This window comes from Weizmannia sp. FSL W8-0676 (assembly GCF_038593015.1).
Taxonomy (GTDB): domain Bacteria; phylum Bacillota; class Bacilli; order Bacillales; family Bacillaceae_C; genus Weizmannia; species Weizmannia coagulans.
Map to the genome: position 1 here is coordinate 1,697,148 of NZ_CP151954.1, position 11,969 is coordinate 1,709,116.

Below are 11,969 nucleotides of genomic sequence, written 5' to 3' on the forward strand. Positions count from 1 at the left end.
TCATTCCAACCGGACGGGCTTTTTTACTGCTTAAATTTCTTCAACTGGTCCCCGATCATATCCCCAAGCTGGAACCCGGTATTTTCTTCTGGAAGGTCATAATCAGAAGCTGCTGTATCAGCCTGTTCCAGTTCTTTCATGCTTAAGGACAAGCGGTGCGCCTGTTCGTTGACATCGAGCACTTTCACCTGCACTTCCTGACCTTCCCTTAACACTTCATGAGGGGTGGACACATGCTTATGGGAAATTTGTGAAATATGGACAAGCCCTTCAACGCCCGGGAATACTTCCACAAATGCCCCGAACGAAACCAAGCGTTTTACCGTCCCGGTAAGGACAGTCCCCTTCTGTGCTTTCTGTTCAATGCCTTCCCAGGGGCCCGGAAGTGTATCCTTGATGGACAAGGAAATCCGCCCGTTGTCCCGGTCCACCGACAACACTTTCACTTTGACCTTTTCCCCTTCTTTGACGACATCGGACGGCGTTTCCACCCGTTCATGCGCAAGCTGGGAAATATGGACAAGGCCGTCAATTCCGCCGATATCGACAAAAGCGCCGAAATTCGTCAGCCTTTGCACGGTCCCTTCCAGCACCTGGCCTGCTTCGAGATGGTCAAGAATATCCTGGCGTTTTTCTTCTTTTTCTTTTTCCACCACAGCCCGGTGTGATAAAATCAACCGGTTTTTGTCCTCGTCCAGTTCAACGATCAAAAAGGGCAATGTTTTCCCTTTATAGTCGGAGAAGTCTTCAACAAAGTGGTCCTCGACAAGCGATGCAGGGACAAAGCCGCGGACGCCCAAATCGACAACAAGGCCGCCTTTTACCACTTCATTAACTTCCGCTTCGATGATTTCCTGGTTTTCAAATTTTTCCTTCATCTCATCCCATGCTTTTTCAGCATCATATTTCCGTTTGGAAAGAATGACGGCGTCTTCTTCCACTTTCGTAACGACGAGATTCAGCTCGTCCCCTTCTTTCACGGCATCTGATGCGGTTTCAATATGGAGATTGGAAAGCTCGCTGATCGGAATAATCCCGTCCACTTTGCTGCCTTCAATGGAAACGAGCACTTGCTTTTCCTCCACTTTGACAACCGATGCTTTCACTTTATCCCCTACAGAAAGGGACCGTACTTCTATTTCATTCATTTCGTCTGGCATATGTACTTCCTCCTTATCCGGCGCTTCAACTACCATTGAATATACCCGTTCTTTTCAAATTAATTCGTATAATTCAAAAAGAAACGCTTTCCTATCAAATTTCTAACATCTTTTACTTTTTGTCAAGTAAAGAAGCCGATTGCTGCTGGGTGATTTTTTCTTTTGCCATCGCAAGAATCTTTCCGGCAACTTCATCAATGTCCATGCTTGTCGTGTCCAGTTCTACGGCGTCCGCCGCTTTAGAGAGCGGTGAAACTTCCCGTTCGGAATCCAGCCTGTCCCTTTCCTCAATCTCCTGTTTTAAACGGCTGAGGTCTGAAGGGATCCCTTTTGCAACATTTTCGGCATGGCGCCGCTTTGCGCGCTCATCGGCGCTGGCCAGCAAAAAAATCTTCAATTCGGCATCCGGCAATACTTTTGTCCCGATATCCCGGCCGTCCATGACAACGCCGCCGCCACGGGCGAGCATCCGCTGCCGCTTGACCATTTCTTCACGGACAACGGCATGCTTTGAAACAGCTGAAACTGCTCTCGTCACTTCCCTTTCCCTGATCTTGTCGGTTACGTCTTCACCGTCGACAAAAACAATCTGGCCGTTTTCCCCCGGCTCCAGGCGGATATTTGTCTTGTACAAAAGTTTGGCAAGCGCATTGCCGTCTTCAAGGTCCGTTCCGTACTGCAGCGCTTTATAAGTAAGCGACCGGTACATTGCGCCTGTATCAATGTAAATATATTGCAACTGCTCGGCAACTTTTTTCGCCGCCGTGCTTTTCCCTGCAGCAGCAGGACCGTCGATGGCAATATTGATTTTTTTCATACAACGATTTCACCCTATTCTCTCTTGTTGCATATACCCGTTTTTTGAGCAGATAAAAGGATACACCCTCTTTATAGTGTACCATAAAATGGTGAATCCTCCTATCCATGAAATGCAAGTTTTATCCGGAAAGGCCCTTTTTACGGAGCAAAAGCTGCTGCTCGAAGCAAAAACGCAGGATATACTGCCTCTCTTTTGCGCTTGTATCTTTAAACTGGAGCGAGGACCCCGTTTTTCCACCGGTTTCAAACAGCCTGACGACGGAAAAAAGCAGCTGCAAGTACTGGTAGCCTTCTTTTAGCGGCAGGACAAGAAGCGCTTTTCCTGTTTCATGCTCCCCCGGGCGGATATTGCGAGGCAAGTAGACGGCGCAGCCGCCCGAACTGATGTCTTTTGTAACTGCCGTTGTTTTCAAATTGGATTCCGGAAAGGTGAGGGCAATATCGAGCGCGACATCTACCCTGACATATTGCCGCCGCTGGATCTTGCGCACATCTTCCGGCTCCGGTGCGGATAAAATAAGCATCGGGATATTGCCGAGTTCCCTGCCGGTGACTTTTGATGAAAACCGGTAAGGAATCTGGCCGTCCGAAACGAAATCAACGAGCAGCCCCTGGCCAATCAGCAAAAATACGGTCCGGTTTGTTTCCAGGTCGATCGGGTAATCAATATAAATTTTATCCTCTTTTATATCCGCAATTTTACATCTGTATCTTTTACTTGTATCTTTATCTTCCAGTGTGAGTTCCAGCCCGACTTTTAACATCTTCCCAAACCCCTTTTATAGATTCCAATCTTATTATGACACAGGCTGGGCAGTTTTGTATTCTTTTTTCGCGTTTCATTTCATTTTTTGCCAAAAGGCCCGGCTTGTATGCCGGGCAATGCTCATATGGACTTGCCGTATGCTCTTTCCGTGTTTTTCAGCTTTTCCACTTTTTCTTCGTTGCCGTTTTCCGCGTTGATATAAATCCGGTACGTTTCATCATGCAACACGCCGAGAAATTCATAACAAAGCACTTCCCGGTTCATGTCGCCGGTCATGATCGCAAGGCGGCTTTCCATAATGTCAAGCTTCGGATTCACACGGGCCCTTGCTTCTTTTTCGCTGATGGTGGGCTTTGGAATATCCCTTTTTTGATGGCTTTTCAGAAAATCATCCGCTACAAACCCGATCACCTGGCCGTTGTCAAGCGCCACTTTTAATTTGACCGTTTCCGGATAAATGCGGACATTCCCCTGTTTCGCAGCGAAAGAAAAAACACCGACGTTGTCATATTGCGTGCTTTCAAACATGTCCATTTTCTCAAAATGATGCCGGTTTAAAAAATTCGCCGCTTTCTTTTGGGCCTCGTTTAAACTGATTTTTTGCCGTCCCACCGGGCGCTTATTGAAAAACCAGACTGGGTATCCCCCTTTCCGCGTAACATCTGCGGTTGTTTCATGGCCGTTTTTGTCTTTTAACCGGACGGTGTAAAAAGAAAAACGGGCACCTTTTTGATTTGGCTTGGCTTCCGCCTGGCGGGCCGTTTTGAGTCCGGCATATTGTTTCACAGTGGCGACAGCCTGTTTTTTGCTGATCATTTTTCCTTCTAAGTGCTCGTAATGGTCATCGCGGTTTTGAAAGCTCGTAAATGACGGGCTGTTCAAATCAGCGTTATCATAGCCTTTGACCGTCCTTTCGACCGTCTTAAAGCCATCGATGATCGTGTTATCCCTCGTTTCTTTTCCTTGGGCAAGGGCGCGTTCCACGTCCATCCAGCGGAGATTGTGCTTTAAAACGTTATTTTGCACGCCACGGAGCTGGTCCTGGATATCCGCGCTCTGTCCGTACAGTTTTTTCAGTGAAGCATACTCTTTATCGGATAGAGGTTCTTTATCCAAATCGCGCACCGCCGTCCGGTAGCTGAAATTCCCGATATCAGTCAGAAATTCTTCCGTTTTATGAAAAGGCAGAAGCGATAACGGAAGCTGGCCGACATCCGCATGCGCTTCTGATGTCAGGCGCCATACTTCAGCCAGTGCCGGTGAAAGGGACTTGCGCGAGTTCATGGCGAGGGTGTTTCCGATTTCATCATGCAAAAGGTCCATTCTGTATGCAAGGTCATGAAATGCCCTTTGATACGTGCTTTCTGCATTTAACAAGACCGCCTCTTTTTCACGGTGCTCTTTATATGCCCAGGCAGCAGTCCCACAAAGCCCGAGGGCAAGCACAACAATCATTGCCCGTTTCAGCATATTCATTTCCCCCTCTTATTTACAAAAAATATGTTTGCCGATTCGTTTGATTTGCGGCCTTGACCAGATCCACTTGCTTGTTGCGGTCGCCGGATTAAAATAATACAGCGCATTACCGGACGGATCCCAGCCGTTGATCGCATCGAGGACAGCTTTTTTTGCCGTATCATTCGGCGCAAGCCAGATCTGCCCGTCGGAAACACAGGTAAACGCACCCGGTTCGAAAATCACCCCCGAGATGGTGTTTGGAAAAGACGGGCTGTCAATACGGTTTAAGATCACAGCCGCCACGGCCACCTGCCCTTCATACGGTTCGCCGCGCGCCTCCCCGTAAACCGCTTGCGACAAAAGGCGGATATCGTTTTGCGAAAATCCGTTCGGCACATTGGTTGCGGTTTGAACGGGTTTTTTGGCTGCCGTTTTCGGTGCCTGCTTTTTTGTGCCGCCGTAATACGTGAATTTTTTCCCGCTTGCAACCATGGACTTTACGTATGCCGCATCGTATTTTGACGCTTTGACGAGTTTCGCTTTGACGCCCGGGCCGGCGAGGCCGTCAACAGGCATTCCGTATGCCTTCTGGAAATTTCTTAAAGCCCAGTAAGTGCTGTAACCAAACACCCCGTCAATCGTTCCTTTATAGTAACCGATGTACTGCAGCCTCGCCTGCAGTTCAATCACATCATCCCCGACCGCTCCTTTTTGAATCACCTGATTCGAAAACGCCCGGGCCGTCCCGCTTGTGCCAAAAGAAAACAAGGCCAATACGGCACAAAGCAGCAACATGTATTTTAAGCGATTTTTTCCAATCATACCGCACCCCCCAAAAACTTTAAGCATTATCCGTAGTTTCTGGAGAAGGCGGCAATTTTATGCAAGACATAAAAAAACAACCGGCGATTGATCCGGTTGTTTTGCCCGTTATCATAATTGTTGTGTCCCTGCCGCATCCTGCGCAAAATGTTTGGCAGAAAGGCTGTGCGCCTGCTTTGCTTTTTTCAGGCCGAGCCACCAAAGCCCGAGCATAAACGGCACCATAAAATACAGCCATTTTTGCTGGGTGAGCATGATCCAGTCGTAAAAACCGTGCAGGATCACCGGCACCATAAAAGAAAAAAGGAACCAGCACTTTTTGCGCGGGGAGAATCTGGATTTTCCCATATAAAAGCCCATCATGACACCGAAAATGGCATGGCTTGATACAGGAAGAAGCGCACGCCCGAACGCCAGGTCAACGCCGCCCGAAAAAAGCGATAAAATATTTTCGAGCGTGGCAAATCCAAGCGAGACGCTGACGCCGTAAACGATGCCGTCAAAAGGTTCATCAAATTCCCGGTTAAAAAACACAATAGCGGCCAAACACAGCCACTTGCAAAGTTCCTCCGGCAAAGCGGAATGGAGGAAAGCATGCCAGATGCTGCCCGAAAAGAGATGCTCCCGTTCGAGGATAAACTGCAAAAACATAACTGGCAGCGTGACAAGCGCACCGTATAAAAACGCTTTTGCAACAACAAGTATTGGCTCTGGCTCAAACTGGTCCCGCAAATAAAAATAGCATAGCAGGGCAAGTCCGGGGGCGATGCCGGCTGACAAAAGGGCAAGCATATCGAAACCTCGCTTTTTGCAAAAATCAAATGATCCGTGCCAAGTCATTTGTTTTCATCGTAACATGAAAAAGCCGGAAAAGAAATACTGCCCCCCGAAAAAACCCTTTAATTTCCTTTTTGCAAGAGAGCCTCCCGGTTTTTGATCGCTGTGGCAATTACACCGCCATGAAAGCGCCCGTTTTCAATAAAAATCTCATTGGCATTGTTTCCGGCAGCAAGCACGCCCGCAATAAAAATCCCTTCAACATTCGTTTCCATTGTCTCTTCGTTGTAATGCGGGCGGCCTGTTTCCGGATCAACGTCCACTCCCATTTTCCGCAAAAACGTATGATCCGGATGATAACCGACCATCGCAAATACAAAATCATTCCGGATCTCTTTCACTTCTCCGCCTGCTTCGTATACAACGCTCTGTTCTTTAATTTCTTTTACGTGCGCCTGAAATTCCATTTTCACTTTCCCGTGGCGGATAAGCGAATCAAATTCCGGCAATATCCACGGTTTAATGCTTTCTGAATAATGATCGCCGCGGTATAGCACGGTCACGCGGGCACCCGCCTTGTGAAGCTCAATGGCAGCGTCCACAGCCGAGTTTTTTCCGCCGATCACGCAAACATCGGTGTCAAAAAACGGATGGGCTTCTTTAAAATAATGGTACACTTTGTTTAAATCTTCCCCCGGGACATCCAGCCTGTTCGGATTGTCGTAATAGCCGGTTGCGATGACCACATAAGGCGTCTCATATTGGCCTTTTGTCGTCGTAACGATAAAGGTTCCGCGTTTCTTTTCGACACGGAGCGCTTCTTCAAACCGGTGGATGCGAAGGGCCTTCAGTTTCGCCACTTCGCGGTAGTATGTAAGCGCCTGGTTGCGTTTCGGCTTTAAATTTTCGGTAATAAACGGCACATCGCCAATTGCAAGCCGGTCGCTTGAACTGAAAAAAGTCTGGTGCGTCGGATAACGGTAAATCGCATTGACGACATTTCCTTTTTCCAGTATAAGCGGATGTTTCCCGATTTCCTGCAGGCTGATTGCAGCAGCCAATCCGCAAGGGCCGCCGCCAATAATGATACAATCTTCTTTTCGCATGTTTGTCCACTCATCCTTTTTTCGTATCTGCCTTTTCGTTTTCATCCATTTATTTAAAAATCTCCCACCGTGAACACGACAGGAGATTTCAGCCTTTCCTTCTTCTGAACCTGTAAAGCCCCGTTTGCTGCCCAGCTGGAGCCGGCTTTCGGAAACTCTAAATCCAGCCTCTGAACCGCGAAGCTTCCGCCACTCTTCTTACACCGATCATATAAGCGGCAAGCCGCATGTTCACCCGGCGTGAGCGGGAAGTATTGTAGACCGTATTAAACGACTGGACAAGCACTTTTTCAAGTTTTTCTTCCACTTCTTCCTCCGTCCAGTAATACCCCTGGTTATTCTGTACCCATTCAAAATACGAAACCGTGACGCCCCCGGCAGATGCAAGCACATCCGGAACGAGCAGAATGCCGCGGTTGGTTAAAATTTCGGTTGCTTCAAGCGTTGTCGGGCCGTTTGCTGCTTCCACCACAATTTTCGCCCGGATATTATGGGCGTTTTCTTCTGTAATTTGGTTTTCAATGGCGGCCGGAACGAGAATATCGCAATCCAGTTCAAGCAATTCCTTGTTCGTAATCGTATTTTTAAACAGGGTTGTAACCGTCCCGAAACTGTCGCGGCGGTCGAGCAAATAGTCAATATCAAGGCCTTCCGGATCATGCAGCGCGCCGTATGCGTCGGATATGCCAATCACTTTTGCGCCCGCATCATGCATAAATTTTGCAAGGAAACTTCCGGCATTGCCGAACCCCTGAATGACAACCCTGGCGCCTTTTAAATCAATCCCTTTTTTTCTGGCCGCCTCGCGAATGCAGATGGTTACCCCTTTGGCCGTAGCGGATTCGCGGCCGTGCGAACCGCCAAGCACAAGCGGTTTTCCTGTGATAAAGCCCGGCGAATTAAATTCGTCGATCCGGCTGTATTCATCCATCATCCAGGCCATTATTTGCGAATTTGTAAACACGTCCGGTGCCGGAATGTCTTTCGTCGGACCGACAATCTGGCTGATCGCCCGGACATAGCCGCGGCTCAAATTCTCGAGCTCGCGGAAAGACATTTTCCGCGGATCGCAGATGATGCCGCCTTTTCCTCCCCCATACGGCAGATTCACAATGCCGCATTTTAGCGTCATCCATATAGACAAGGCTTTCACTTCATTTTCCGTCACATCCGGATGAAACCGGACGCCTCCTTTGGTCGGTCCGACAGCATCATTGTGCTGCGCGCGGTACCCCGTAAAAATCTTAACCGTACCATCATCCATTCTGACGGGAATTTTAACCGTTAACATACGGACCGGCTCTTTTAAAAGTTCGTATACTTCTTCAGGGTATCCAAGCTTTTCAAGAGCTTCGTGAATAATTGTCTGTGTCGATTTCAGCACATCTCGACTTGCTTCCATTGTTTGATGATCTGCGCCCTTTTCGGCTGCCATTATCGCAAACCTCCTAGATACGAAAGAAATATCTGCTATCAAATTTAGTATACAACGTTCCCCAGCAGATGAAAACCTGAAAAAACATGCCGGACGGTTACGGGAAATGCTTCAGGAGTTCCGCAAGTGCATTTTGCTCAAACACCGCGATCCCGTATTCCCGGACCATAAACGGGGAGATTTGCGCGCGCTCGCCGTATTCAAGAATAAGCGACGCATTTTGGGTCTCCGGTTTTTGCAGCAAATAATACTGGTCTTCGAATATATAAAGGCTGCACGCGGAAATCCGGCCGATCTGGTTTAAAAAGCCCGCAAGCGCAACCATTTCCTCAATCGATGGAAAAAAGTAGGCTTCTTCCTGTTCCAAGTTTTCCGGGTCCGCCCATTCGCCCGGATCCGCGTCGTCCGCTTCCCCTACTGTCAGAATAAACACCAATTCCTGGACATTAAAGGAATAGATTTCAATGGTCAGCATGTCGCTTTCGCCGACATGGTAAGCCTGATCCGCCAACTCCAGCATTTCTTCAAATAAATGATTCCAAATGGGCGAGTCGAGATCGTTTTCCATAATACCGCGTTCCGATAACTCTTCAAACGTAATGGAGTATTTAATTTTATTGGATGAAATCCGTTCCAGCTTCATTGATTTCCGCCCCCTGCATACGGATCTTACCTTATCGTATGCGGGAGGGGAAAGATGGTTCATGATGGCCGCCTGTTGCTTTCGATCGTAATCAAATGGGCTTCCGGTTTTGCGCAAAGCCTGAGCGGAACAAGCGTCGTGCCGTAACCGTTGCTTATGAGATGGATAACATTGCGCACTTTTCTCACCCCGCCGCGCCTGTAGCGGCTGAGACCGAGAATGCGGATCTGCCCGCCGTGCGTATGGCCGCTCAGCATCACATCGATATCGTCCCATTCATAAAGCTGGTGGATCATTTTCGGGTTATGGCTGATTAAAATCCGGAGATCGTCCGGTTGCACCGATTGAAGCGCTTCATCAAGATTTTCATTTTCCGTCGTCAAATCATCCACGCCGATCAGCGCAATCCGTTTTTTTCCGTTTACGCATACAAAATCCGCCGCGTTGCGCAGCGTGCGGACGCCGGTTCTGGCAAAAACGGCCGCGAGCGCTTCGCCGTCCGCTTCATAATCATTATTTCCCCACACAAAAAATACCGGGCCAATTCTTTTCAGCAACCGCAAATTTTCTTCTGTTCTGGAAAGCGGAACCCCCTTTTCCAGCAAATCTCCCCCGATTACTGCAAACCGTGCTTTCCCTGTTGCCTCTTCCACCAGTCCGGGATCGATTTTGCGCCGGTGGATATCGGAAATAAAGAAAAAAGTGCACGGCTCCTCTCCGGCCGGATATTCATCAAGCAAAAACCGGTGCCGGACGAGCCGGTTTAACGATGCTTCATAGCGCATATACATCAATAAGACTATGCCAAGCAAAGAGGCAATCCATAAAAATGCAAACATACACGAGAGCTCCTGTTCCGCCGGGTCCTTGCCGGCACAAACGAAATTTTCTGCAATCCCTATTCGTATTATATCTTAATCACGCCAGATAGAAAGCATTCCGGCATTGTTTTTGACATAGCGGGAGAGAACCGCGCATAAAATGAAAAAGACTTTTAAATGTCAGGAGGACTGAGATGAAAAGCCATTATAAAACGTATCATCCCTTTATCGGGCCATTTGACCCCTGTCCGCCGATAACCGAAAAAGTTTATTCCACCCCGCCAAATTTGTATTTAGGGTTCCAGCCCCCGAACCTTCCTCAATTTGCGCCGCAGGAAGCGTTGAGGCGCGGGACGCTTTGGAGGCCGCTTTATGACCCGTATTACAGCCCTTATGAACGGGCAAAGGAGGAAACCGATTGAAGCAGCTGCCAAAAGAGTATTACACAAGGCTTGAAGAACTGCAGGCCCTTGATTTTGCAATTGTGGAGCTGAACCTTTATTTGGATACCCATCCCGATGATCAGGCAGCGATCGAACAGTATAACACTTTTGTCCATGCCAGGAAAAAAGTCAAAAGAGCATTTGAAAAACAGTTCGGGCCGCTGACAAACTTCGGGCACAGCTATTCGCCAACGCCTTTCCAGTGGAAAGAGCCGCCGTGGCCATGGCAGGTATAAGCAAATAAAGGGGGAAAACGTTCATGTGGATCTATGAGAAAAAATTGCAATATCCCGTCCGGGTCTCAAGCTGTAACCCGAGACTTGCGAAACTTTTAATCGAACAATACGGCGGAGCGGACGGAGAGCTTGCGGCAGCGCTCCGGTATTTGAACCAGCGCTACACCATCCCGGATAAAGTGATGGGGCTTTTAAATGATATCGGTACGGAAGAACTGGCCCATCTTGAGATGATTGCGACGATGGTCTTAAAATTAACAAAAGATGCCACGCCGGACCAATTGATTGCTGCCGGCCTTGACGCGCATTATGTGGACCATGATAAGGCACTGCATTACCATAATGCCGCAGGGGCCCCATGGACAGCCACCTATATCCAGGCAAAAGGGGACCCGATTGCCGACATCTATGAAGACATTGCCGCCGAAGAAAAAGCGCGGGCTACGTATCAATGGATCATCAATTTAAGTGACGACCCCGACCTAAATGACGGGCTCCGCTTTTTAAGGGAGCGGGAGATTATCCACTCGCAGCGGTTCCGCGAAGCCGCGCAAATTTTAATGGAAGAAAGAGGCAGGAAAAAAGTTTTTTAGAAGATGCCGGGGCATCTTCTTTTTTTCGGCGGCTTTTAGTCTCCGTACCTGTTCTGTGAATGGCTACTTGTTCTCGTGGTATAAATTAATATCAAACTCTTTTTGCATCATTTCGAATACAAGGTGGCGGTCCTTCCAGCTTTCCCCTTTCCATAAATCCTTGCTTTTATCAATAATTTCACAGCGGAGCGCATGGAATTCTTTTTCAGCCTTTTCCCGCTTGTCAAACAAGATTTTACTCATGCCCCAAAACGCGGCGGCCAAGAGCAAGAAAAACAGCTGAAACGGGCTTTCTGAAATGCCGGAGAAAACGGAGAACATGGAATCGGCATTTTCAAAAGAACGGTAAACATAGTAAGCCCATGCGCATGTGTAGAGCATGCTTGTCCAAAGAAAAACAAGATGCCGCATCCGAAGCCGGTCAAATTTTTTTTTGCGTTTGACGACACCCTGTAACATCTGCTTTGTCGCCGCATCTGTCCCTTTTAGCCCGGTGATGGACGGCTCCATATTGATCCCTCCCTCACTCTACTATATGCTGCAGGAGGCTGATCCATGACAAGCAGGCAGCTTGCCCTGTCCTGAAAATTTGCGCCTGCAGATTTTTCCCTTCTTGCGGCGCCATTTATCGCGGCATGGGCGTCTATCTGAAAAACAAAAAAGTATAACAGATGTAAACGGCAATCGGCACTAAAATAAAAATGACAGCCAACAGGTTCACAAGCGGCAACCTGGAACGGGATTCCTTTTCGGTACTTTTCCGCTTTTCCGCCCGCGAAACGGCCGCTGCCGTTTGTTTCTCCGTTTTTTCCTTTGCTTTGCCGGCCGGTTCAAGCTTTTGCCGCCGTTTTTCCATTTCAATGATATATTTTTCGTCTGACATGGCTTCC

15 protein-coding genes are annotated in these 11,969 nt (G+C 48.3%); 3 read left to right on the plus strand and 12 right to left on the minus strand.

Annotation, left to right across the window (positions count from 1 at the left end; all coding sequences use genetic code 11):
- Positions 1-23: 23 nt before the first annotated feature.
- The 10 genes from rpsA to NST20_RS08310 all read right to left on the minus strand — a co-directional run bounded on the left by rpsA (position 24) and on the right by NST20_RS08310 (position 9,825).
- On the minus strand, positions 24-1,160 hold the full coding sequence (gene rpsA, locus NST20_RS08265) for a 30S ribosomal protein S1 (RefSeq protein ID WP_328013284.1): 1,137 nt from the start codon (positions 1,158-1,160) through the stop codon (positions 24-26).
- 112 nt (positions 1,161-1,272) lie between these two features.
- Positions 1,273-1,977 (minus strand): (d)CMP kinase, encoded by a 705-nt coding sequence (gene cmk, locus NST20_RS08270; protein ID WP_342399273.1) that lies wholly within the window; start codon positions 1,975-1,977, stop codon positions 1,273-1,275.
- A gap of 121 nt (positions 1,978-2,098) precedes the next feature.
- Complete coding sequence (locus tag NST20_RS08275) at positions 2,099-2,743, minus strand: flagellar brake domain-containing protein (protein WP_342399274.1); 645 nt, start codon at positions 2,741-2,743, stop codon at positions 2,099-2,101.
- 122 nt (positions 2,744-2,865) lie between these two features.
- Positions 2,866-4,215 (minus strand): germination protein YpeB, encoded by a 1,350-nt coding sequence (gene ypeB, locus NST20_RS08280; RefSeq protein WP_342399275.1) that lies wholly within the window; start codon positions 4,213-4,215, stop codon positions 2,866-2,868.
- Positions 4,216-4,230: 15 nt separating this feature from the next.
- Positions 4,231-5,025 (minus strand): spore cortex-lytic enzyme, encoded by a 795-nt coding sequence (gene sleB, locus NST20_RS08285; protein WP_014098143.1) that lies wholly within the window; start codon positions 5,023-5,025, stop codon positions 4,231-4,233.
- Between the two features lie 111 nt (positions 5,026-5,136).
- Complete coding sequence (gene prsW / locus NST20_RS08290) at positions 5,137-5,817, minus strand: glutamic-type intramembrane protease PrsW (RefSeq protein WP_061566830.1); 681 nt, start codon at positions 5,815-5,817, stop codon at positions 5,137-5,139.
- A 107-nt stretch (positions 5,818-5,924) separates the two neighbouring features.
- Positions 5,925-6,908, minus strand: coding sequence for a YpdA family putative bacillithiol disulfide reductase (locus NST20_RS08295; protein ID WP_061566835.1), 984 nt, complete (start codon positions 6,906-6,908; stop codon positions 5,925-5,927).
- Between the two features lie 157 nt (positions 6,909-7,065).
- Entirely contained in the window at positions 7,066-8,343 is a 1,278-nt protein-coding gene (locus NST20_RS08300) for a Glu/Leu/Phe/Val dehydrogenase (RefSeq protein WP_035184678.1), read from the minus strand.
- 97 nt (positions 8,344-8,440) lie between these two features.
- The gene (locus NST20_RS08305; RefSeq protein ID WP_342399276.1) at positions 8,441-8,986 is read right to left on the minus strand and encodes an adaptor protein MecA; all 546 of its coding nucleotides are present in this window, start codon (positions 8,984-8,986) and stop codon (positions 8,441-8,443) included.
- A gap of 59 nt (positions 8,987-9,045) precedes the next feature.
- Positions 9,046-9,825, minus strand: a complete 780-nt coding sequence (locus NST20_RS08310; protein WP_013859530.1) for a metallophosphoesterase — start codon at positions 9,823-9,825, stop codon at positions 9,046-9,048.
- Positions 9,826-10,001: 176 nt separating this feature from the next.
- On the opposite strand from NST20_RS08310, the gene NST20_RS08315 reads away from it, so the two are divergent.
- From NST20_RS08315 to NST20_RS08325, 3 genes are read left to right on the plus strand one after another with little or no spacing between them, the layout of a single operon-like run.
- A complete protein-coding gene (locus NST20_RS08315; protein WP_019720962.1) occupies positions 10,002-10,229 on the plus strand; it encodes a spore coat associated protein CotJA in 228 nt (75 codons plus the stop codon).
- Positions 10,226-10,486: a spore coat protein CotJB gene (locus NST20_RS08320; RefSeq protein ID WP_017553600.1), complete on the plus strand. Its 261-nt coding sequence runs from the start codon at positions 10,226-10,228 to the stop codon at positions 10,484-10,486. The genes NST20_RS08315 and NST20_RS08320 overlap by 4 nt, the downstream gene beginning before the upstream one ends.
- Before the next feature lie 23 nt (positions 10,487-10,509).
- Positions 10,510-11,079 (plus strand): manganese catalase family protein, encoded by a 570-nt coding sequence (locus tag NST20_RS08325; protein ID WP_133536043.1) that lies wholly within the window; start codon positions 10,510-10,512, stop codon positions 11,077-11,079.
- A gap of 63 nt (positions 11,080-11,142) precedes the next feature.
- Here the strand turns inward: NST20_RS08325 and NST20_RS08330 are convergent, their stop codons facing one another.
- Entirely contained in the window at positions 11,143-11,589 is a 447-nt protein-coding gene (locus NST20_RS08330) for a YpbF family protein (RefSeq protein ID WP_013859532.1), read from the minus strand.
- Positions 11,590-11,722: 133 nt separating this feature from the next.
- Positions 11,723-11,962: a hypothetical protein gene (locus NST20_RS08335; RefSeq protein WP_014098133.1), complete on the minus strand. Its 240-nt coding sequence runs from the start codon at positions 11,960-11,962 to the stop codon at positions 11,723-11,725.
- Positions 11,963-11,969 lie beyond the last annotated feature (7 nt).